Origin of the sequence: Pseudomonas rhizosphaerae, from assembly GCF_000761155.1 — a bacterium.
Classification (GTDB): domain Bacteria; phylum Pseudomonadota; class Gammaproteobacteria; order Pseudomonadales; family Pseudomonadaceae; genus Aquipseudomonas; species Aquipseudomonas rhizosphaerae.
Map to the genome: position 1 here is coordinate 2,207,129 of NZ_CP009533.1, position 21,494 is coordinate 2,228,622.

Consider the following 21,494-nt stretch of genomic DNA (forward strand, 5'->3'; position numbering starts at 1 on the left):
CTGCTACAGGGGATCGCGGCGCTTGTGTAGCAGCGGCGCGAGCCGCGTTGGCGGTGGATGCGGTGTGTCTGGTGCCACGCGGTGAGGCCGGACGCGGCTTGCGCCGCTGCTACAGGGGCGGTGCTGTACCTGACGTTGCGCTGGAATTCAGCGCAGGTCGCGTTCCTGGCCGGGGCTGTGGTTGAAGAGGCGCTTGTACTCGCGGCTGAACTGCGAACTGCTCTGGTAGCCCACCTTCAACGCAACCTGGCTGACGTTCATTGCGTCGGCCACCAGCAGTGCGCGGGCCTTGAGCAGGCGCAGGCGCTTGATGTATTGCACCGGCGAGGCCAGGGTGTTGCGCTTGAAATGCTCGTGGAAGGTCGAGGCACTCATGTTCGCGCGACGGGCCAGGTCATCGACCTGCAACGGCTCTTCGTAATGCGCATGCAGCCAGGACAACGCGCCAGCGATGCGGGCGAATTGCCCCTGTTGCTCCACCAAGGCACGCAGCACATGGCCATTGGGCCCGCGCAAAGCGGTATAGAGGACTTCGCGCAGGCGAGCCTGGCCCATGGCCAAGCGGTCCTGGGGATCGTGCAGACACTGCAGCAGCCGCTCCACGGCCCCGCGCATGGAATCGTCCAGCGGCACGGCGGTCATCGACTCGGTGGTCTGCGCCTGACTCGGCCCGGGCTCCATGGCCAGGACCAGTTCACCCAGCAACGTGCGATCGATCGGTATCGACACGCCGAGCAGGGGCAGCTGTTCACTGGCGAAGGTCTCGCACTCGAACGGCACCGGCAGGGCCTGGATCAGGTAATGCCCGGCGCCATACTCCAGGGTGCGCTCGCCCAGGTACGCCAGCTTGCTGCCCTGGGCGATCACCATCAGGCTGGGTTCATAGATCTGCGCGGTGCGCGCGATGTGGCTGCGGCACGAAACCACCCGCAAGCCGTCGATGGACGTAGGAATCCAGTCGTCGGCAACGGCCAGCGGACGGATCAGCTCCACCAGGCGGGCGTTGGCGTCGAGGTGTTTGGTCAGGCTCATGGGATACCACGGATCAGGCATGAAATCAGACGCCCATGATCGCACGTTCGGGCCCCGTTTGCGGGGTGCTCGGAGGAATGGGCATGCATCGCGCAGGATCGGACATGGCCGCGGGCGCGGGTGAGGGCCACAATCGGCGCCTGATCATCTTCGTTTCGAGAGGTTTCAACATGTCCAAGGCACTCGGCTACGCCGCGCTTTCGCCCACTACGCCACTGGCTCCCCTGAGCTTTGATCGTCGTGCCCTGCGCCCCGACGACGTCAGCATCGCCATCGAATACTGCGGCGTCTGCCACTCCGACCTGCACCAGGCCCGCAACGACTGGGGCATCGCCGTGTATCCGCTGGTACCGGGCCACGAGATCGTTGGCCGCGTGGTCGCCGTCGGTGCCCAGGTGCAGAAATACGCCGTAGGCGACCGCGTGGGCGTGGGCTGCATGGTCGACTCGTGCCAACACTGCGATGCCTGTCACGCCGACCTGGAGCAATACTGCCTGGAAGGCCCGACCATGACCTACGCCACGCCCGACCGTGTCGATGGCACCAACACCATGGGCGGCTACTCGGACAGCATCGTGGTCAGCGAGAACTTCGTCGTGCGTATTCCCGACGGCCTCGATGCGGCCAACGCTGCGCCGATCCTCTGTGCAGGCATCACCACCTACTCGCCGCTCAAGCACTACGGCGTCAAGCCGGGTGACAAGGTCGGCATTCTGGGCATGGGCGGCCTGGGCCACATGGGCATCAAGTTCGCCAAGGCGCTGGGCGCCGAAGTGACACTGTTCACCCGTTCGGCGAGCAAGGCTGCCGAAGGCCGCCGCCAGGGTGCAGACCATGTCATCGTATCCACCGATGCCGAGCAGATGAAAGCAGCTGCCGAAACCTTCGATTTCCTGCTCGACACCATTCCAGTGCCTCACGACCTGAACCCCTACCTGGAAACCCTGCGCTTCGACGGCGTGCACATTCTGGTAGGTCTGATCCAGCCAGTGGACCCTGCACTGCACGCAGCCAACCTGGTGCTCAAGCGCCGCGTGCTGGCCGGCTCGTTGATCGGTGGCATCAAGGAAACCCAGGAAGTGCTGGATTTCTGCGCCGAACACAACATCACCTGTGATATCGAGATGCTGGACATCAAGAACATCAACGAAGCCTTCGAGCGCATGCACGCCGGTGATGTGAAGTACCGCTTCGTGATCGACATGGCCACCCTCAAGGCCTGACACGACCTCGTCGACCCTGCCCTGTAGCAGCGGCGCGAGCCGCGTCGGCGGCCAATGCGGTGTGTCCAGGTGACCGCATTGACCGGGACGCGGCTTGCGCCGCTGCTACGGGGGTCGAGGGGGCGCTTTAGATGCAACCATTCCTGCGCGCCAGCCTCAAAGCTGCAATCCGTGCCAGGAACATCCTCGATGTCTTCATTTGCCTCTCGTCCGTTGCGCATCGGTGTGCTGACGCACATCAAACATCCCATTCGCCAACCGTTCGCCGGCGGCCTGGAAGCGTTCACCCATGACGTGACGTCCGGGCTGATGCAGCGGGGCCACGACGTCACGCTGTTCGCCAGTTCGTCCAGCGATCCGGCACTCAACATCGTGCCGGTGTGGGACGACTCCACCTACAAGGACGGTCGACGCGCCTGCCTGAGCTCCGAATACATCGAAGAGCATCATGCCTACCTCAAGGCGATGCAAAACATCGACGACCATCGCTTCGATGTCATTTTCAACAACAGCCTGCACTATGTGCCGGCGACCATGGCTTCGATGATTCGCACGCCGATGCTCACGGTGCTGCATACGCCGCCGTTCTTCGAGCTGATCAACGCCTACAGCGGTGAACGCCGTGCCGGGCATTTCGCGACCATTTCCGAGGCCAATGCACGGCAGTGGAAGGACGTCATCCCCGAGTGCCATATCATTCCCAACGGCATCGACCTGCAGACCTGGTCGCCGCGGGCCGCACCGTTGGAGCATGCCATCTGGTTCGGCCGACTGGTACCCGACAAGGGCGCGCACTTGGCCATGGACGCCGCGAAGTTGGCGGGTGTCCCGTTGCGCCTGGCCGGTCAGGCGGTGGATCCTCGCTACTTCAAGGAAGAGATTCAGCCACGCCTGAGCGAGCAGTGCCAATACCTCGGCCATCTGGGGCGTGAAGAGCTGGCGATCGAGTTGGCCAGTGCATCCGCTGCGCTGGTCACACCGTGCTGGGAAGAACCCTTCGGCCTGGTCGTGGCCGAAGCGCTGGCCTGCGGCACGCCTGTAGCGGCCTTTGCCCGTGGCGCAGTGGGCGATCTGCTGACCGACGCCACCGGCGTACTGGCCGCCGGCGGCGACGTCGAGGGCCTGGCCCAGGCGCTGCGTCTGGCTCGGCGCAAGTCGCGTCTGGCCTGCCGCCTGCACGCCGAGGCGCAGTGGAGCCATGAGGTCATGCTCGATCGCTACGACACGCTGTTGCGGCAGGTGGCCGAAGCCCGTGCCTGAGCGTCCGCAGATCGGCTACTACGTCCATCACCACGGTTCGGGCCATGGCATGCGCGCCCTGGCCATCGCCCGGCACCTGGACTGCGACGTCACGTTGATCGGCTCGCGACTGCCCGAGGGGCCTTATCCCCCGAAGGTAAAGGCTCTGCAGTTGCCCGGTGACACCGCGCCAGGCATGCAGGTCGAAAGCTTTCCTGCTTTGCACTACGCGCCCCTGGCCGTGGACGGGTTGCGCGAACGCATGGGCCTGCTGGCCGACTGGATGCGCGACGCCTGGCCGTGCCTGTTGGTGGTGGACGTGTCGGTCGAGGTCGCCATGCTGGCCCGGCTGTTCGGCGTGCCGTGCGTGTACATGCGTCAGCATGGCGAGCGAACCGACGCCGCCCACCTGCAAGCCTATGCCTCGGCCTCGCGTCTGTTGGCGCCGTATCCGTTCGCCATGGAGTGCAGCCAGATGCCCGAGTGGGTGCTGGCCAAGACCGATCATTGCGGGTGGGTGTCGCGTTACAGCCGTCGCGCTGGCGCACACGCAGAGGCCGAGCAGGGAAGCGTGCTGGTGATCACGGGGCAGGGCGGCACCGCCTTTACCGAAGATTCGCTGGCGGCGATTGCCCGTCGCTGTCCGGATCATCGATTCCGTGTGGCCGGTCCATTGCCGACGAGCGACGCGCCACTACCCGCCAACCTGACGCTACTGGGACAGCTCGCCGACCCCTTGCCGGAGCTGCTGCGCGCTGAAGTCGTGGTGGGCAGTGCCGGCGACAATGTCGTCGCCGAAGTCGCCCATCTGGGTGGCCGCCTGATCGCGATTGCCGAGCAACGGCCGTTCGACGAGCAACGCCTGCAAGCCTTGCAACTGGAACGGTTGGGTGTGGCGGTGGGTGTGCTCGGCGTGCCGGCAGCGGACGAATGGCCCGCGTTGCTGGAACGAGCTCGACGGTTGCCCGGTTCCAGCGCCTGGCAGGCACTGCTCAGTGACAGTGCCGCGCAAGACGCCGCCGCGAGTATTGTAGAAACGCTCGACGGCCATTTTCAGCCAGCGCTCAGCCCGCCTTGAGTGCTTGGGGCGGGATGAACGCTTCGAGCTCGGATTCCACCGCCTCGATGATGCGCTCCACGTCGGCGGCGTTCATGACGGTCGCGCAGGGCAGGCCGGCAATGGTTAGTAGCGTTTCACCGCTGCTGCGGTCGAAGAGCCTGGCGACCATGCTGCTGGCAGCGTCCATGCTGCCTTCGAAGCCCATGGGGTGAAAATGCCAGCGCATGACCTGGCATGCATTCGGAAACGTCATCTTGTTCATCGCGCCCACCTGTTGCACGCCACTTGCGGTAGGGCAGGCAATCCGTGGATCGCCTGTCTTGGTTACCTCTAGAGGTTTAACCGTAGCACCGCTTGGATGACAGGTGTGCGGTTTGCCGCGAACGCTGGATGATTTCATCCAGTTTCATGATCTGGGTCAGTGTTTGCACGGCTTGAACGCTGCCGTGGCGGCTTGTTTGACGTCCAGGTCACAACCGCTAGGCTTGAGCAGTAGGGTCAGCAGCGCCGACAGCAACAAGGCGCCGCTCATCAACAGATAGGACGCACCAGGGTTGCCGGTGCTGGCGTTCAGGTAACCCACCAGGTAGGACCCGGCGAACGAGCCCAGGGCGCCCATGCTGTTGATCAGCGCCATCGCGCCGCCCGCCACGTTGGCCGGAAGGATTTCCGGGACGATGGCAAAGAACGGCCCGTAAGGGGCGTACATGCACGCGCCGGCGACCACCAGCAGCGCGTAGGATCCCCAGAAGTGATCGCTGCCCAGAGCGTAGGAGCCGTAGAAAGCCAATGCGGCCAGCAGCAATGGCGGCCAGACGAAACGCTTGCGCTTTTGCATGCGGTCGGAAAACCAGCTCACTACCAGCATGCCGATCACTGCCGCTAGGTAGGGCAGGGACGACAGCCAGCCGGCCTCGATCATGTCCATCTGCGCGCCTTGCTTGAGAATCGAAGGCAGCCACAGCACGAAGCCGTAGACACCCACACTCCAGAGGAAGAATTGCAGCGACAGCGTGATGACCTTGCCCGAGCGGAACGCCTCGGCGTAGTTCTTCACCGGCTTCATGCCCACTTGCTCGGCGGCCAGGGCCGCTTGCAAGTCGTCTTTCTCTTGCTGGCTGAGCCACTTGGCCTGGGCCGGACGGTCGTCGGCCAGGCGCCACCAGATGAAGGCCCAGATCACCGCTGGCAGCCCTTCGATGATGAACATCCAGCGCCAGCTGTAATGCTGGATCAGGTAGCCCGACACCACCGACATCCACAGCATGGTGACCGGGTTGCCCAGAATCAGGAACGTGTTGGCCCGCGAGCGTTCGGCACGGGTGAACCAGTGGCACAGGTACACCAGCATCGCTGGCATGACCACCGCCTCGACCACCCCGAGCATGAAGCGGATCACGATCAGCCAGTAGGCGCTGGACACCACGCCAGTCAAGGTTGCCAGGCTGCCCCAGAGGATCAGGCTGACGAAGATCAGCTGCTTGACGCTGTGCCGCTGCGCGTAGATGGCGCCGGGTACCTGGAAGAAGAAGTAACCCAGAAAGAACAGCGCGCCGAGCAGCGAGGACAGCCCTGGCGTGATGTTCAGGTCGGCGGCCATGCCCGAGGCGGCGGCGAAGCCATAGTTGGCCCGGTCCAGGTAGGCCAGGCTGTAGGTGATGAAAACGATCGGCATGATGTACCACCAGCGACGGCTGGCGAGTTTCACGGTCTGGCTCTGCATGGTCTGACTCCTGAGCATTTTGTAATTGTCGCAACAGGTAGAGGGGTGCTGATTCAACGATCTTGCGTGGCTGTTCTTTCAGGTCATCGGTTTTCGTCCGCCGTGAGCGCGGCGCGGGTGGGCAAGCCTTCCATGTCACCTGGGCTCTGCACCGCCAGGCTGCCGATCCAGTTGCCGCGAGCGGCGGCCTTGGGCAGGTCGCGGCCTTCGAGCAGGGCACTGATGACGCCCACGGCGAAGCCGTCGCCGGCGCCAACCGTGTCCACCACTTTGTGCACTGGGCGTGCGGCCACATAGCCCTGTTGCTCGTGGCTGCAGTAGAAAGCGCCGTCCGCGCCCAGCTTGATCACCACTGCGTGCACGCCCAGGTCCAGGTAGAAACGGGCGATGTCTTCGCAGCGTTCTTGCCCGGTCAGCAGCTGCCCTTCGGCCAGCCCTGGCAGTACCCAGTCGGCAAGGGCTGCAAGGCTGTTGACCTGCTCGATCATGTGCGCCTGGCTGGGCCACAGCGACGGGCGCAGGTTGGGATCGAACGACACGCTGCGGCCGCCCGCACGCATCTGCGTCATCAAGTGCCGCGTCAGCGCGTTCATGCTGGGCGACAGCGCAGGCGCAATGCCGGTCGCGTGCAGGTGACGCGCATCGAGCAAGCGCTCGGGCACATCGGCGATGCCCATATGGCTGGCCGCCGATCCGCGGCGGAAATATTCGACGCTGGGGTCCGTGCCGTCGTTCTGCAACGACTTGAACTGGAAACCGGTAGGGTGCTGCGGATCCACGCCGACGTGGCTGCAGTCCAGCCCCTCGCGTTGCAGCGCTGCGACGATGAAACGACCCAGGGAGTCGTCGCCCACGCGGCTCAACCAGCCAACGTCGAAGCCTAGCCGCGACAGGCCGATGGCAACATTGTTGTCAGCACCGGCGATGCGCTTGTTGAAGCGCTCGACATCGGCCAGTTCACCGGTCTGCTCGGCGACGAACATGGCCATGGTTTCGCCAAAGCTCAGTACATCGAACTCAGCCATGGGCCACCTCCTGCGTGGCTCGGCCCAGCGCAGCCAAAGTCGCCACTTGTACCTGGCTGACAGCCAGCAGGTCGGCGCCCTGCAACGGGTACTCGATGGCCCGCACCAGGCCCGGCGCCATGTGCCGGAACAGGCGTGCCCACTGGTGCAGGTCGGTCAGTTCAGGTGGGGTCGCGACCAGCTTGCCGGCGGCGGTACGCTGTACCGCCTTGCAATGGATGTACTCCACGAACCGACCCAGCTGCAACGCTGCACTTGACACCGATTGTTGCTGCCACTGCCAGTTGCCGATGTCGAAGGTCATGCCCACGGGCAGACCCTGTTCGGCAACCGCGGAGAAGAATTTGACCAGGGGATCGATCCGCCCACCCTGGGCGGTCTGGTCGTTTTCGACGAGCAGGCGCACGGGCTGGCCGCGCAGCTGCTCGTGAAGCACGTTCAGGTCGCTTGCGGATGAATAGAACCCCAGCGAGACCTTGAGCCACACCGCGTCGCAGGCAACGGCCCGCGCCAGCGCCTGTTGCAACTGCGGGTTGGGAGCGGTCTGGCCGGGCTGCCACAGCTCCAGTGGCGAGGAATAGACACAGGTCAGTCCCTGGGCAGCGATCGCGCTGCGCAGGGCGGATGCATCGAAGCTGTCGAACAACTCTTCGCGCAACTCGATGTGGCTGGCGCCGATCTGGGCAACCAAGGGCGCCAACTGGCCCTGGCCCTGCGCGCGAACATAGTCCGCGCCGAAGCTGGATAGGCTGATGGAGACGGGATAGAGATGCATTGTTATTGTCCTCTGAAACCGGTTTCAATTTTAGGCATGGGTAACGCGCATGCGGTTGTGCTGACTCAACGTGGCGGTGTCGAGCCTCGAATGATCAATTCCGGGGTGAAGTGGAACGTCTGGGCCGGGCCCTGTGCGCCCTGCAAACGTTGCAGCAGGCACTCCAGGGCCTGCACGCCGATGTCGTGCGTGGGTTGGGCCAGGGCGGTGATGCCGTCGCCTACCAGTGGGTACCAGTCGAGGTCGTCGAGGGCGATCAGGCCCACCTCGTCGAAGCGCGCGCTGCCCAGTTCGCGCAAGGCCAGCGTGCAGGCCAGGGCCGCGACGCCGTTGGCGCAGAACAACGCCTTAGGGCTAATCTCGCTGCTGGCGAGAAACAAACGCAATTGTTCGATGAGGCCGGCGCCGGTGTGAAACACAGGGCCTTGGGTGCGCCGCTCGAAGGCATCGATGCGTTCGATACGGGAACTGGTGCCGTCGACCGGTTCGCTGACCAAGGCGATGTGGTGATAGCCACGCTCTTGCAGATGATCGATGGCCATGTCGACGGCGAGCTGGTTGTCCAGCCCCACCAGGTCGCTGGGCAGGTGCGCGACCTTGCGGTCGACCAGCACCATGGGCAGTTCCTGCTGCAGCTCGCGCAGTTCGTCCTGGTGGCGGCCCAAGGTGTTCACGATCAGGCCTTCGATGTTGTAGGCACGCAGGGCCTGCAACTGTTGGCGTTCCTGCTCGGGGTCGCGATCGGTGTTGCAGACCACCAGGCTGTAGCCATGGCGCCGGCAGGCGGTTTGCACACCGTGCATGACGGCCACCGAGTAGGGGTTGCGGATGTCGGCCATGAGCATGCCGATCAGGCGTGTGCGACCACGCTTGAGGCCGCGGGCCATTTGATTGGGGCGATAGCCCAGCTCTTCGATGGTGCGGGCGATGCGATCGGCGATGGCGTCGGAGAGCAGAGCGCGATCCTCGCCGATGAAGCGCGAGACGCTGGCCTTGGAAACACCTGCACGCTCGGCGACGTCGAGCATGGTCACACGGGGGCGTGCAGTCACGGAAAGACGGGTCACGGCCTGGATCCTTTTATGGATGTTATGGGCAGGCGATCGATAGATTGAAACCGGTTTCAGGAAACACCAAATCGACGTGGCCGTCAACGGGGGAAGAGGGATATTTGCGCAGGCGATCGGGCGGGTGGGGCGTGCGTTTCAAGTCTGGAACCGCAGCGCGGCCTTCGCGGCCGATGACCGCTCCCACAGGGGATTGGGGTACCCCTGTAGCAGCGGCGCATGCGGTCTGTCTGACTTACCGCTGGCAGGCCGGACGCGGCTCGCGCCGCTGCTACAGGGGGGCAATGTTCAACCGGCTGCGACGACGGTGATCTCCACCAACAGGTCAGGTGCAGCCAGGCGCGATTCCACGGTGGCGCGGGCTGGGGCGTGGCCTTCGGGGGCCCAGGCGTCCCACACCTCGTTCATGCCGGCGAAATTGGCCTGGATATCCGACAGCCACACCTGTGCGGTGACGATACGGGTCTTGTCCAAGCCTGCCTGCTCCAGAAAATTGTCGATCTTGGCCAGCACCTGGGCGGTTTGCCCCTTGATGTCCAGGCTACGGTCGGTGGCAGTCTGGCCGCCCAGGAAGGTAAAGCCGTTGCACTGCACGACACGGCTCATGCGCTGGTTGGTTTCGATGCGTTTGATGTCCAACATGGTGTATTTCCTCACGAGTGGATAAGGGTTGTTGCAGGTTGTTCGAACGCCATCGCCGACTGCGCGAAACGCCCGATGGAAAAGGGATCGAGACTGATCGGCGAGTGCTCGCCAAGGATTTGCTGGGCCAGCCGCTGGCCGGTTCCTGGGCCCATCTGGAAACCACTGCCGCAGAAGCCGAAGGAATAGCTCAACCGTTCCGCCTTGCAGCTGGCGCCGATCACTGGGATGTCGTCGGCAGTGAAGGCTTCGACGCCTGCCCAGACGCGGTTCACACCCAGGTTGCGCAAGTGCGGGAACAGGTCGGTCACAGTCCGTGCGCTGGTGCTCAAGCGGTCCATCTGCACCTCGCCGTGGCGGGCGGCAAATTCCACCGACCCCACCAGCTTGCCGCCGATCACCACCGTGCCATTGGCAAACTGCTTGAACGACAGTGCGCGGCCCGTGGCGCCCAGCACGGGCGCGCAGAACGGTGCCACGCGGTGGGTGACCATCAGCATCAGGCCCTCGGGATGCACCGGCACCGGTTCGCCGACCTGCGCCGCCAGTTGCGCGGCCCAGGCACCCGCCGTGACCACCAGATGCTCGGCTTGATACACACCCGTAGGCGTATCCACGCGCCAGTGGTTGGCGGAACGCTCAATGCGCTGCGCCGGCGTCTGCTCGAAGATCTGCACACCCAGCCTTTGCGCTGCCAAACGGAAGGCGGTCACGGTGCGGTAGGGCACCGCGTAGCCGTCGCCGCTGACCCAGATACCGCCCACTACATGGGGCGCTACCGTAGGGACCAGCTCCAGTACCTGTTGCCGATCGATCAACACCTCATGGGTAAAACCCAAGGCCCGTAATTGCTCCACGCGCCGTTGGCACTCCTGCAATTCCGCTTCGTTCTCGGCAAGTTTCAGCTGGCCGCTGGCGACGAAGCCGCCGTCTTCACCCAGCACGTCCTGCAGGCCGTGCCAGAGCGCTCGCGAAGCGAGTGCCAAAGGTATTTCCTCCACGTGGCGGCCCAAAGTGCGCACGCCACCGGCATTCACCCCGGAGGCATGCCGCCCACAGTATTCGGCCTCCAGCACGGTCACGCGCACCCCGGCGCGCGCCAGGTGCAGGGCAGTGCTCAGGCCGTGGATACCGCCGCCGATCACCAGTACGTCAGCGCCTTGGCGCAAAGAGTCAGTCACCCGCCAATTCTCCCAAGGTGATGGGCTTGATCGGCGGACGGATCCGGTAATAGCCGACGTCGCCTGGCGCTGCCGCCCGGGCCTCGGCGATCACTTCAGTGACCGTCAGACCACACAGGCGTCCTTGGCACGGGCCCATGCCGCAGCGCCCGAACGACTTCGCCTGGTTTGGCCCGGCGCAGCCCATGGCGACGAATTCGCGCAATTGGCCGGCGGTGACTTCTTCACAACGACAGACGATGACCTCGTCGGTCGGGATGCGATGTTCGTCGCGGGGCCGATAAAGAACGTCCAGAAACGGCCGGATGCGCAGGTTGTCGTTCAATTCCTGGCGCAGGTCCACGCCACGCTGGTCGCGCTGCGGAGCGCCCAGTGCGCCCAGTCGTGCAGCGATGCCCAAGGCCGCCAGCCGACCCTGCAGCGCCGCGGCTTGGGCACCGCCAATGCCACCGCCATCACCGGCGACGAACATACCCGGCACGTCCAGCTCACCCCAGCTGTCCCTGAGTGGGCTGAAGCACAGCTGCTGCGTATCCCAGGCATGGGTCGCCCGCAACGACTGGCTGAACTGGATATTGGGCACCACACCTTGATGCAGCAGCACGCACCGGGTAGCGATGCGCTCGGTCTTGCCCTGAACACTGAAACTCAGCGCCTGGGCTGAATCACTGCCTTCGACCGCCAGGGCCGTGGCGCCCGTGAAATGGGGGATGCGCGCCTGGCGCAGGCTGCGCATCAGTTGCAGACCCTTGCGCAGGTAGGGCCAAGCGCGCAGTGCCGAGACCAGATGCCGCCGCGCGCGCCAATAGTCGTCGCGGTGGGTCGTGTCGACCAACGCCTTGATCGGCACGCCTGCGCGCAGGTACTGCCAGCCCAGCAGATACAGCAACGGTCCGCAGCCGGCCAGTACCACCGGCTCGACAGGCGCGGCACCCGCGCTCTTGAGCAGGATCTGTGCGGCGCCCGCAGTCATCACCCCTGGCAGGGTCCAGCCGCGGATCGGGAAGGGCCGCTCCATCGCGCCGGTGGCCAACAGCACCGCGCGAGCCTGTAACGTGTGCATGCGCCCGCTGTGCAGATAGCTCACTTGATGATCGCGACTCACCTGCCACACAGCAGCCTCTTTGATGTGCCGCACCGACGTGTTCGCCAGCGCCTTGGCCAGTACGTTGCCATGTGCGTAGTCCGGTCCCAACAGGTCGCGCCGGCTCAGCGGGGCTAGCGTGATGCCGCGGTAGATCTGCCCGCCGGGGCTGCCTTGCTCGTCCAGCAACACCACGTTCAAACCAAGCCCGGCCAGGTCGGTGGCCCCGGCCATGCCAGCGGGTCCAGCACCCACGACGACGACATCGACCGATTCAAGGGTCATGGCTGCACCTCCAGCACCTGCACCAAGGGCACGTCGAATTGCAGATCGCGGGCGCCTTCCTGGGAGTGCACCTGCATACCGTCGACCACCTCGATCAGGCAGCTTTGCCGATTGGGCACGCCATCGATGTTGACCAGGCACTCGAAACACACACCCATCATGCAGTAAGGCGCGCGCGGCGATTCGCTTACAGGCGTGGCGCGGAAGCGTTCCACGCCCGACATCAACAGGGCTGCGGCGACGCTGATGCCCGGCGGTACGTTCAGGGCCTCGCCGTTGAAGCTTAGGGTCACGCTGCGACGGCTGGGGGTTTCGCTGGCCACCGCCTGGAACAGCGGGGCGCGGCTATGGGCTTCAATGGGCATGGGCAAGCACCTTGTCGCTGAGAAAACGTTCGCCGTTGAACACGGCCAATTCGTCGGGTTGTGCGCCGCCCATCACCCACGGCGCGATGCGCAGGGCATGGGCAGCGGCCAGGGTCACGCCGCTGTGGCAGGTGATCACGTAAGCGCCGGGATGAGTTGTCGACTGCTGATAGATCGGGAAACCGTCCGGGCTCATCACCCGCAGCGCTCCCCAGGCGCGGATCAGGCGCACATCGCGCAGCAGCGGAAAGGTCGCCACGCCACGCTGGGCAATGGCCGAGAGCACGCGGGTGGACGTGCTGTCGTCGAAGCCGACCTCTTCCATCGAGTCGCCCAGCTGGACCGTGCCTTCGTCGGTTTGGCGAACGTTGATGGTGGGGTAGTCGAGAAACGGCTGGACCCGCTCGCTGACCAGTACCTGGCCACGGTTGGGCGCGACCGGCGCGTGCAGCCCGACCTGCGCGGCCAGCCCGGGGTTGCCCAGGCCGGCGGCGAGCACCACGCGCGGCGCGCAATAGGCCTGCTCGCCGACCCGGACGCGGAAGTCACCGGCGCCGCCCTCGATGCGCTCGATGTGTTGGCCACCGACGAAACGCGCGCCGTGATGCTGCGCCGAAGCGTGCAGGGCACGCAGCAGTTTCAGCGGGTTCACGTGGCCGTCCTGGGGCGTGTAGCTGGCGCCGACCACGGCCTTGCCGATCAGCGGCAGGCGCGCTTTGAGCTCGGCGGCGTCGAGCATCTCGAAGGGATAGTCACCGACCGCGACCTGCAACTGCCGCAGCCGGGATTCGCGCTCCAGCAAGTCTTCATCGCTGAAGCACATGTGAAAGCCGCCCGGTTGCTTGAGGCTGACATCCACGCCGCTGTCGGCCAGCAGCGCATCGCGCAGGCCGGCCCAGCGCTGCGCTGAAGACCGGGTCCAGCGCGCATAGTCGGGCAGGTTGTAGCCCTTGCCCTGCACCCAGACCAGCCCGAAATTGCCGCGCGAGGCGCGAAAGGCGTCGTCGCCCTGGTCGAGCACCACGGTGTCGGCCCCTTCGCGCGCCAGTCCGTAGGCGACCGCCGTGCCCACCAGCCCGCCACCGACGACGATGACGTCGGCGTTGATCGCTGCCGTCGAATGCTTCATTTGCCTTCTCCTATCAGCACGCGATCCAGACCCACCAGGCGATCGAGCACCAGCATCAGGATCAGCGTGCCGACGATCAACACCGTCGATACCGCCGTGATCAAGGGATCGATGGTCTGGGAAATCTGGTTGTACATCGCCACCGGCAGCGTAGTGGTGCCCGGCGTGGCGACGAAGACCGTCATGGTCAGTTCATCGAAGCTCTGGATGAACGCCAGCATCCAGCCGCCCACCACGCCGGTGCGGATGCGCGGCAGGATGACGCGATGAAACGCGGTCCAGCGTTTGGCCCCCAGCGACAGCGCGGCCTGCTCGATGTCTTTCTCCAGGCCGATGGTTGAGGCCAGGGTCAGGCGCAAGGCATAGGGCAGCACGACGATGACGTGGGTCAGGCACAGCGCCCAGAACGAACCGCCGATCTGGGCGATGGAAAAGAAGCGCAGGAAAGCGATACCCAGCACCACCGAGGGAATCATCAACGGCGAGAGCAGGAAGCCCGTCAGCGTACCGCGACCGGGAAAGTCGTAGCGGCTGATGGCCAAGGCCGCCGGGATGGCCAGCAGGGTGGCGATGGTGGCCGAGGCCAGGCCCAGCTTGATCGACAGCGCGAACGCGTCAAGCATTTCCTGGTTGTCCAGCAAGGCCCTGAACCAGCGCAGCGACAGGCCGTCGGTCGGCAGGGACAAGTACCCTTTGTCGGTGAACGCCATGGCCATCACCACCAGTAGCGGCGCGACGATGAAGGCGATGAACAGGATATGGAACAGCAGCGAGAAAAAACCGTTCTTGTGCATGGCGGCCTACTCGAAGACTTGCTTGAAGCGGCGCTCGGCCAGCTTGCTGCAACCCAGGATGATGATCAGATTGGCCACCAGCAGCAGCATGGCGATCGCTGCGCCGAGGGGCCAGTTGAGGGTGCCGAGAAATTCGTCGTAGGCAGCGGTGGCCACCACCTTGAGCCGGCGTCCGCCGATGATCGCCGGGGTGGCGAAGGCCGAGGCGGCCAAGGCGAAGACAATGATCGAGCCGGAGAGGATGCCCGGCATGATCTGCGGCACGATGATGCGCCGGAACACCGTCAGGCGGGACGCACCAAGGGACAGGCCGGCCCATTCCACTTGAAGGTCCAGGCGCTGCAAGGTGGCCCACACCGCGATCACCATGAACGGCACCAGCACGTGGGTCAGGGCAATGATCACGCCGACCTGGGTGAACAGGATCTTGACCGGTTCGTGGGTGATGCCCAGAGCCTGCAGCGCATCGTTGATCAGGCCGTTGTTGCCCAGCAGGATCGCCCAGCCCAAGGTCCGTACCACCACTGAAATCAGCAACGGACCCAGCACCACCAGCAGGAAGGTCGAACGCCAGCGCGGCGCCATGCGCGCGATGATGATGGTCTCCGGCACGCCCAGCAGCACACACAACAGGGTGACGGCCAGCGCCATGGCGCCGGTGCGCAGGAAGATCTCGTGGAAATAGTCGTCCTTGAACACTTCGAGGTAGTTCGCCAGGCTGTATACCGGCAGCACGCCTTCGGTGTCGCTGAACAGGTTGAGCGACAGCAGCGCGGTCAGTAGCAGGGGCGCCAGCAGCAACGCAATGAACACCAGCAGTGCGGGGCCACTGAGCAGCCAGGGTGCTGCGCCGACGTGTTCGGCATCATACCTGGCCATGGGCAGCCTCCCGGTCGAGCAGCCGCAGGTCATCGTCCGACCAGTCCAGGCCGACTTCGCTGCCTTCGGCCGGCGGCACGTGGCCCAGGTTCGGCTGGGTCATGTGGACCAATCCGAAATGACTGTCCACGGCAATCAACCACAGGTTGCCCAGGAACACGCGCAGACTGATGCGGCCATTGATCCGTCCCAGCCCCGGTTCGGTCAGGCGGATCTTCTCGGGGCGGATGTACACATTGACGTCCAGCCCCAGTGAACGGTCCTCGTGGGGCACGTGCAGCAGGGTGTCGCGCACCTGCACATGGCAGCAGCGCTCGTTGCGCAGCTGCACGGCACCGGCGAAGGCGTTGGTCTTGCCGAGGAAGGCCGAGGCAAACGGCGAATGGGGACGTTCGTAGGCTTCGAAGGGCGTATCGATCTGCACGATGCGACCGCGCTGCATCACGGCAATGCGGTCGCTCATGGTCATCGCCTCGACCTGGTCATGGGTCACCAGAATGGTCGTGATGCCCAGCTCGCGTTGAATCGCCCGCAGCTCGATGTGCATTTCTTCGCGCAGCTTGGCATCCAGGTTGGACATCGGTTCGTCGAGCAACAGCAGGTTGGGACGGATGGCCAGGGCACGGGCAATGGCCACGCGCTGGCGCTGGCCACCGGACAGGGCCTTGGGGTAGCGCTCGCCAAGCCCGCCCAGGCGCACCAGATCCAGCGCCTCGATGACCCGCTTGGCGCGCTCGGCATTGGCCACGCCGCGCATTTCCAGACCGAAGCTGATGTTCTGCGCAACCGTCATGTGCGGGAACAGCGCATAACTCTGAAAGACGATGCCCAGGCCGCGCTCTTCCGGGCGCACGTGGGTGATATCGCGTCCGTCGAGCACGATGCGCCCCTGGGTCGGTTGGACGAACCCGGCGATCGACTGCAAGGTGGTGGTCTTGCCACACCCGGAAGGACCGAGCAGGGCGACGAATTCGCCGTGCTGCACTTCCAGGCTCAGTTCGTCGATGGCTTTGAACGTACCGAAGTTCTTGACGAGGCCTTCGAGTGTCAAAAATGCCATGGCTTTGCCACGCAGGCGTGCGCCTGCGGCTCCTGAAAAGGGTCGGGAGAAATCGAGCAGTGCGGTGGGATCAGCGCTCGACGGTACGGTTCCAGCGCGTGGTCCATTCGCTGCGCTGCTGGTTGATCGTCTCCCAATCGACCTTGATCAAGGCGCTGACCTTGTCCGGACCGTAGGGCATGCGCGCGGCAAGCTCGGGGCTCAACTGAACGGTCTTGTTGACCGGTGCGAAACCGTTCTCGCGGGCCTGAATGGCCTGAACCTCGGGCGACAGCACGTACTGGATGAAGGCCTGCGACAACGCCGGCTCGGCATTGGGTGTCACGCCGCAGGCGGCCAGCAGCAAGGCCACGCCGCCTTCCTTGGGGTAGATGAACTTGAGCGGGAAACCGGTGCCCTGCAGGGCCACGGCGCGACCGCTGCCATAAACGGCCATGACCACGTCGCCGTTCTGCATCATGCCGTCCATTTCCCCAGGTGCCGAGACCCAGGCCAGCACGTTCGGACCGATCTCGTCCTTGAGAGCCTTGAAGCCGGGGTCGATGTTCTTCTCGCTGCCGCCGCGCAGGCGGGCCATCTCCACCAGTGTGTGCAGGCCGTAGGTATTGGTCACCGGTGGCATGCCCAGCAGTTGCTTGTAACGCGGATCGGCGAGGTCTTCCCAGGAGTCGGGCGCCTCCCAACCGCGCTTCTTGAAGGCTTCCTCGTTGTAGCCGATGCCGGTGGCGACCATGCCAATGCCGGTGGCCTCCGGGCTCAGGCGGGCCAGTGGGTAGAGGTCCTGGTAGACCGGCGCATCGCTGAGCGGGCCGCACAGACCTTGCTGCAGCGCCTGGTACATGGGGCCGTCGTCCATCATGGCGACGTTGATCTGCTGGCGGCCTTTCTGGGCTTGCAGCTTGGCCAGGGTTTCGGTGGAGTTGCCAGCCACATAGACCACCTTGACATCGTGCAGCTTTTCGAATGCCGGGATGATCTTGCTCTTGTACATCTGCTCGGTGGAGCCGCCGACGCCGGCGACGTAGAGAGTCGAGGCGGCGTGGGCGCTGGCGCAGCTCAAGGCAGCGAAAGCGAGGGCGACGCGCAGGGAAGTGAAGCGAAAGGACGGTTGTTGGCTATTCACAGACTATCTCCGAAGTGCAGGGGGCAGATCGAACAATGCGTCGGTCGCTCCGGCGAACCGGGGCCACGCATGCGCTGTGCATGCTCCCGGCCGTAAGCCTCGCCGGGTAACGCATCTTGGTGTGCGCTATGTGCTGCTGGGCTTGAGTATTGCGAGGGGTGCGGTATATGGTCAAATACGGATATCGGGCCTAGTCATGCATATTTGATATGGAGGCATCAGTGAATCTCAGGCAGATCGAAGCATTCCGCAGTGTGATGCGCATGGGCTCGATGACGGCAGCAGCCGATGTGCTGTACACCTCGCAACCCAATGTCAGCCGACTGATCGCGCAACTGGAGTTGAGTACCGAGCTGACCCTGTTCAAGCGCGCCGGTGTGCGGCTCATTCCCACACAGGAGGGCAGGGCGTTCTTTCAGGAAGTGGAGCGCGCCTTCGTCGGGCTCGACAGCCTCAAGCACTCAGCCAAGAACATCCGCAACCTGGGCACCGGGCGGCTGCGCGTGGCGGCAGTGCCTTCCATGGGCATGAGCGTGATCCCGGAGGTGCTCAAGACCTTCACTTCGACCCGTCCGGAGTTGACGGTGTCGCTGCACGTGAACTCGTCGCAGACCGTCGAGCAATGGGTGAAATCGCAATTCTGCGAGATCGGCATCGTGGTGCACCCGGGCGATGTGGTGAACCATCAGGTCGAGTTGTTGGCCGAGGTTCCGGCAGTCTGCGTATTGCCGGCGGCCCATCCGCTGGCACAGCGCGAGAGCATCACCTTCGGTGACCTGCACGGTCAGCCGTTCGTGTCGTTGTGCCACGGCGACGGCACTCGGGCTCTGGTGGACAGGTTGTTCGAGCAGGCCGGGGTCGAGCGTGTCATGGCGGTGGAAGCGCAGTACGGCGCGATCAACTGCGAGATGGTCGCCCATGGCATGGGTATTACCCTGGTACATCCGCTGGTAGCCCGGGATTACCTGCACCGTGACATCGTGGTCCGGCCTTTTCACCCGGACATTCCCTTGCCAACCTACGTGATCTGGCCGCACACGGAAAACCGTACCCTGTTGGCCGAGGATTTTATCGACACCTTGAAGGCCTATTTTCGCCAGCTGACGAAGACCTTCTAACGCGCGGCTGCTAAAGAGGCACATTCAGCATGGTCCGCACCCCTGTAGCAGCGGCGCGAGCCGCGTCCGATGACCCCGCGTTTTTCCAGACACACCGCCGATAAAACCGACGCGGCTTGCGCCGCTGCTACAGGGGAAAGTGCGTTACATGACCTGGTCGGCCAACGGGAGGGCGTGGGCCATGTCTTCGGCGCGGGCCTGGGCCTTGTGCAGGGTGACGGGTATGGACTTGGCGGCCGGCACCTTGCTCTTGCTCGCGTAATGCCACAGAGGAATCAACGCGTTGCATTCGGGGTAGTAGGCGCCGGCGCAATTGATCGGGATGTTATAGGCGATGATCTGCATCGGCCCTACTTCGCGCCGCACCCCAGGCTCGATGGCGGTACGGAGGGTGACCCAGTCACCGGGATGGAAGCCCAGCCGAACGATGTCATTGCGGTTCATGAAGATCACGCTGCGGGTGCCCTTGACCCCGCGGAAACGGTCTTCGTAACCATACACCGTGGTGTTGAATTGATCGTTGCTGCGCAGTGTCATCAACTGCAACACATCGCGCTGATCACTGTTCTTCGAGACATCGTCGTCTTCGTCCAGGGTCTTGGCCGTGACGAACTGGGCCTTGCCCGAGGGCGTGGTCCATTTGCGCTCGCAGGCGCCCAAGGGTCGGTGGAAACCACCGGGCTCCCACATCCGCGTTTCCATGTCATGGAAGATCTCGGGGTAGGTCTGGGCAATGGCCTCGCGCACGCGGGCATAGTCCTGACGCCACAGCTCCCACGGAATCTGCTCGCGACCACTGAGGGTCGCCTGAGCCAGGCCGGCGATGATTGCCAGCTCGGCGCGCAAGTGTTCGCTGGCCGGTTCTGCGCGGCCTTCCCAAGCCCGGATGCAACCGGTGCTGTCCTCGGTGGTGTAGACCTGACGGCGACCGTCCTGTACGTCGCTTTCGATGCGACCCAGGCAAGGCAGCAGCCAGCCATGTTGGCCTGGGAACAGATGGGTGCGGTTGAGTTTGGTGGCAATCTGCACGTTCAGCGTCAGGTCGGCCCACGCGGGCTCGATGCGATCGGTGTCGGGCACAGCGCGCAGGAAGTTGCCACCCAGGCCGATGAAGCCTTTCACCGTCCCGGCGACGATGCCCTCGCAGGCGTCTACCGTGGCCATCCCTTTTTTCTTCGGCACCTGGATGCCGAACAGCGATTCGATCTTGTCCGCAGGGACCTTCGCCGGATCCTCGGTGATGCCTACGGTCCGTTGCCCCTGCACGTTGGAATGCCCGCGCACAGGGCAGATGCCAGCGCCGGGCTTGCCAATGTTGCCGCGCAGCAGCAGCAGGTTGACCAGCATCTGCACGTTCTGTACGCCATGACGGTGCTGGGTCAGGCCCATGCCGTAAATGATCATCACCCGATCGCTGCGGGCATACACGGTCGCCGCCGCTTCCATCGCCGCACGATCCAAACCACTGCGCTGCTCCAGCGCTGTCCATTCATGCTGGTCGACCTGGGCCAGGAATGCGTCCACGCCCTCGGTGTGCTCGGCAATGAACGCGTGGTCGATCACGGCGGGGCGACCCTCGGCCTGCGCCGTGCGATCCATGGCCAGCAGCGCCTTGGCGATGCCCATGACCGCCGCGGTGTCGCCGCCGATGGCCACCTGATGATATTGCGTGCTGATCACCGTGGAATCGGGACCGAGCATTTCCACCGGCGACTGCGGATTGACGAAACGCTCCAGGCCCCGTTCGCGCAGCGGGTTGAAGCTGATGATCGGCACCTGACGCTTGCGCGCTTCCTGCAACGGGTGAAGCATGCGCGGGCTGTTGCTGCCTACGTTCTGACCGAAGAAAAAGATGCAGTCGGTGCGTTCGAAATCATTCAAGGACACCGTGCCGACCGGCACCCCGATGCTTTCCTGCAAGCCGACCGAGGTGCTTTCGTGACACATGTTCGAACTGTCGGGCAGGTTGTTGGTGCCGTAGGCACGGGCCAGCAACTGGTACATGAACGAGGTTTCCAGCGACGCACGGCCCGAGGCGTAGAAAATCACGCTGTCGGGTTCCAGGCCGCGCAGCTGCTCGCCGATGCCTTGGTAGGCTTCTTCCCAGGTGGTGGTCACGTAGCGGTCGCTGGTCGCGTCGTAGCGCATCGGATGGGTAAGGCGGCCGTGGCGTTCGAGCTCGTAGTCGCTCCAGGTCCGCAGCTCGGTCAGGCTGTGCTTGGCGAACAGTTCCGGGCCGGTGCGCAAGGCAGTCAGCTCCCAGGCCGTGGCCTTGGCGCCGTTTTCGCAGAATTCCAGGGCGTGCGGGTTGCCCGGCTTGGCCCAGGCACAGCTGACACACGCAAAGCCATCGGGCTTGTTCTGCTTCAGCAATGCCGCCGGACCCTTGCCCAGGGCCTGCTGGCGCCAGAGGATATTCATCACCGAAAACGCCGATCCCCAGCCTCCGGAGGACGAGGTGTAGGGCTGATAGCGCGCTTTGGGATGAATGATTTGCATGGTCGTGGTCCTTGGCTGTGGAAGCCTGGATGAATCAGGCCTGCATTTACGACGGCGACCGGTTGGCAAAGGTTCGAAGAGCTTTCCGAGCCGCCGAATCCAAGCCCTTTCGGCACCCATGAACTGCGCGAGCAGAGCGGCCAGCGCTGGCGCCACGGCGACGATTGCGCTAAAACCGATGGCACCCTTTG

General features: G+C 64.3%; 20 protein-coding genes. 4 read left to right on the forward strand and 16 right to left on the reverse strand.

Annotated features, from left to right (window positions below; genetic code table 11):
• Positions 1-147: 147 nt before the first annotated feature.
• A complete protein-coding gene (locus LT40_RS09845; RefSeq protein WP_043189436.1) occupies positions 148-1,032 on the reverse strand; it encodes an AraC family transcriptional regulator in 885 nt (294 codons plus the stop codon).
• A gap of 170 nt (positions 1,033-1,202) precedes the next feature.
• On the opposite strand from LT40_RS09845, the gene LT40_RS09850 reads away from it, so the two are divergent.
• From LT40_RS09850 to LT40_RS09860, 3 genes are all read left to right on the forward strand, one after another.
• On the forward strand, positions 1,203-2,255 hold the full coding sequence (locus LT40_RS09850; RefSeq protein WP_043193552.1) for an NAD(P)-dependent alcohol dehydrogenase: 1,053 nt from the start codon (positions 1,203-1,205) through the stop codon (positions 2,253-2,255).
• Positions 2,256-2,444: 189 nt separating this feature from the next.
• Positions 2,445-3,515, forward strand: a complete 1,071-nt coding sequence (locus LT40_RS09855; protein WP_237749300.1) for a glycosyltransferase family 4 protein — start codon at positions 2,445-2,447, stop codon at positions 3,513-3,515.
• Entirely contained in the window at positions 3,508-4,572 is a 1,065-nt protein-coding gene (locus LT40_RS09860; RefSeq protein ID WP_148308546.1) for a hypothetical protein, read from the forward strand. Before LT40_RS09855 ends, LT40_RS09860 begins: the two co-directional genes overlap by 8 nt.
• On the opposite strand, the gene LT40_RS09865 is transcribed toward LT40_RS09860, so the two are convergent.
• From LT40_RS09865 to LT40_RS09930, 14 genes are all read right to left on the reverse strand, one after another.
• Entirely contained in the window at positions 4,559-4,834 is a 276-nt protein-coding gene (locus LT40_RS09865) for a DUF1652 domain-containing protein (RefSeq protein ID WP_043189441.1), read from the reverse strand. The two genes, LT40_RS09860 and LT40_RS09865, sit on opposite strands and share 14 nt — an antisense overlap.
• Positions 4,835-4,972: 138 nt before the next feature.
• Positions 4,973-6,277, reverse strand: a complete 1,305-nt coding sequence (locus LT40_RS09870) for an MFS transporter (protein ID WP_043189443.1) — start codon at positions 6,275-6,277, stop codon at positions 4,973-4,975.
• Positions 6,278-6,360: 83 nt separating this feature from the next.
• Positions 6,361-7,302, reverse strand: coding sequence for a sugar kinase (locus tag LT40_RS09875; RefSeq protein WP_043189446.1), 942 nt, complete (start codon positions 7,300-7,302; stop codon positions 6,361-6,363).
• A complete protein-coding gene (locus LT40_RS09880; protein WP_043189447.1) occupies positions 7,295-8,077 on the reverse strand; it encodes a sugar phosphate isomerase/epimerase family protein in 783 nt (260 codons plus the stop codon). Before LT40_RS09880 ends, LT40_RS09875 begins: the two co-directional genes overlap by 8 nt.
• Positions 8,078-8,142: 65 nt before the next feature.
• Positions 8,143-9,144, reverse strand: a complete 1,002-nt coding sequence (locus LT40_RS09885; protein ID WP_043189450.1) for a LacI family DNA-binding transcriptional regulator — start codon at positions 9,142-9,144, stop codon at positions 8,143-8,145.
• 288 nt (positions 9,145-9,432) lie between these two features.
• On the reverse strand, positions 9,433-9,786 hold the full coding sequence (locus LT40_RS09890; protein ID WP_043189452.1) for a RidA family protein: 354 nt from the start codon (positions 9,784-9,786) through the stop codon (positions 9,433-9,435).
• Between the two features lie 11 nt (positions 9,787-9,797).
• A complete protein-coding gene (locus LT40_RS09895; RefSeq protein ID WP_043189456.1) occupies positions 9,798-10,967 on the reverse strand; it encodes an NAD(P)/FAD-dependent oxidoreductase in 1,170 nt (389 codons plus the stop codon).
• Positions 10,960-12,336 (reverse strand): FAD/NAD(P)-dependent oxidoreductase, encoded by a 1,377-nt coding sequence (locus LT40_RS09900; protein WP_043189460.1) that lies wholly within the window; start codon positions 12,334-12,336, stop codon positions 10,960-10,962. Before LT40_RS09900 ends, LT40_RS09895 begins: the two co-directional genes overlap by 8 nt.
• Positions 12,333-12,701 (reverse strand): (2Fe-2S)-binding protein, encoded by a 369-nt coding sequence (locus LT40_RS09905; protein WP_148308547.1) that lies wholly within the window; start codon positions 12,699-12,701, stop codon positions 12,333-12,335. Before LT40_RS09905 ends, LT40_RS09900 begins: the two co-directional genes overlap by 4 nt.
• Positions 12,691-13,830, reverse strand: a complete 1,140-nt coding sequence (locus tag LT40_RS09910; protein WP_043189463.1) for an NAD(P)/FAD-dependent oxidoreductase — start codon at positions 13,828-13,830, stop codon at positions 12,691-12,693. Before LT40_RS09910 ends, LT40_RS09905 begins: the two co-directional genes overlap by 11 nt.
• Entirely contained in the window at positions 13,827-14,624 is a 798-nt protein-coding gene (locus LT40_RS09915; protein WP_043189466.1) for an ABC transporter permease, read from the reverse strand. The genes LT40_RS09910 and LT40_RS09915 overlap by 4 nt, the downstream gene beginning before the upstream one ends.
• A 6-nt stretch (positions 14,625-14,630) precedes the next feature.
• Positions 14,631-15,503, reverse strand: coding sequence for an ABC transporter permease (locus tag LT40_RS09920; protein ID WP_043189470.1), 873 nt, complete (start codon positions 15,501-15,503; stop codon positions 14,631-14,633).
• On the reverse strand, positions 15,490-16,563 hold the full coding sequence (locus tag LT40_RS09925) for an ABC transporter ATP-binding protein (protein WP_043189473.1): 1,074 nt from the start codon (positions 16,561-16,563) through the stop codon (positions 15,490-15,492). Before LT40_RS09925 ends, LT40_RS09920 begins: the two co-directional genes overlap by 14 nt.
• 70 nt (positions 16,564-16,633) lie before the next feature.
• Positions 16,634-17,686 carry an ABC transporter substrate-binding protein gene (locus tag LT40_RS09930; RefSeq protein WP_043189477.1) on the reverse strand — a complete coding sequence of 351 codons (1,053 nt, stop codon included), beginning with the start codon at positions 17,684-17,686 and terminating at the stop codon, positions 16,634-16,636.
• Positions 17,687-17,907: 221 nt separating this feature from the next.
• Here LT40_RS09930 and LT40_RS09935 point away from each other — a divergent pair, with 221 nt between their 5' ends.
• Positions 17,908-18,804 (forward strand): LysR substrate-binding domain-containing protein, encoded by an 897-nt coding sequence (locus LT40_RS09935; protein WP_043189480.1) that lies wholly within the window; start codon positions 17,908-17,910, stop codon positions 18,802-18,804.
• A gap of 144 nt (positions 18,805-18,948) precedes the next feature.
• Here LT40_RS09935 and LT40_RS09940 read toward each other — a convergent pair whose 3' ends face one another.
• Positions 18,949-21,303 carry an FdhF/YdeP family oxidoreductase gene (locus LT40_RS09940; protein ID WP_043189484.1) on the reverse strand — a complete coding sequence of 785 codons (2,355 nt, stop codon included), beginning with the start codon at positions 21,301-21,303 and terminating at the stop codon, positions 18,949-18,951.
• Between the last annotated feature and the right edge of the window lie 191 nt (positions 21,304-21,494).

Coding starts and splice junctions, on each gene's coding strand:
- LT40_RS09845 (WP_043189436.1), bottom strand. CDS start 1,032: ATGAGCCTGACCAAACACCTCGACGCCAACGCCCGCCTGGTGGAGCTG.
- LT40_RS09850 (WP_043193552.1), top strand. CDS start 1,203: ATGTCCAAGGCACTCGGCTACGCCGCGCTTTCGCCCACTACGCCACTG.
- LT40_RS09855 (WP_237749300.1), top strand. CDS start 2,445: ATGTCTTCATTTGCCTCTCGTCCGTTGCGCATCGGTGTGCTGACGCAC.
- LT40_RS09870 (WP_043189443.1), bottom strand. CDS start 6,277: ATGCAGAGCCAGACCGTGAAACTCGCCAGCCGTCGCTGGTGGTACATC.
- LT40_RS09875 (WP_043189446.1), bottom strand. CDS start 7,302: ATGGCTGAGTTCGATGTACTGAGCTTTGGCGAAACCATGGCCATGTTC.
- LT40_RS09880 (WP_043189447.1), bottom strand. CDS start 8,077: ATGCATCTCTATCCCGTCTCCATCAGCCTATCCAGCTTCGGCGCGGAC.
- LT40_RS09890 (WP_043189452.1), bottom strand. CDS start 9,786: ATGTTGGACATCAAACGCATCGAAACCAACCAGCGCATGAGCCGTGTC.
- LT40_RS09900 (WP_043189460.1), bottom strand. CDS start 12,336: ATGACCCTTGAATCGGTCGATGTCGTCGTCGTGGGTGCTGGACCCGCT.
- LT40_RS09905 (WP_148308547.1), bottom strand. CDS start 12,701: ATGCCCATTGAAGCCCATAGCCGCGCCCCGCTGTTCCAGGCGGTGGCC.
- LT40_RS09910 (WP_043189463.1), bottom strand. CDS start 13,830: ATGAAGCATTCGACGGCAGCGATCAACGCCGACGTCATCGTCGTCGGT.
- LT40_RS09915 (WP_043189466.1), bottom strand. CDS start 14,624: ATGCACAAGAACGGTTTTTTCTCGCTGCTGTTCCATATCCTGTTCATC.
- LT40_RS09920 (WP_043189470.1), bottom strand. CDS start 15,503: ATGGCCAGGTATGATGCCGAACACGTCGGCGCAGCACCCTGGCTGCTC.
- LT40_RS09925 (WP_043189473.1), bottom strand. CDS start 16,563: ATGGCATTTTTGACACTCGAAGGCCTCGTCAAGAACTTCGGTACGTTC.
- LT40_RS09940 (WP_043189484.1), bottom strand. CDS start 21,303: ATGCAAATCATTCATCCCAAAGCGCGCTATCAGCCCTACACCTCGTCC.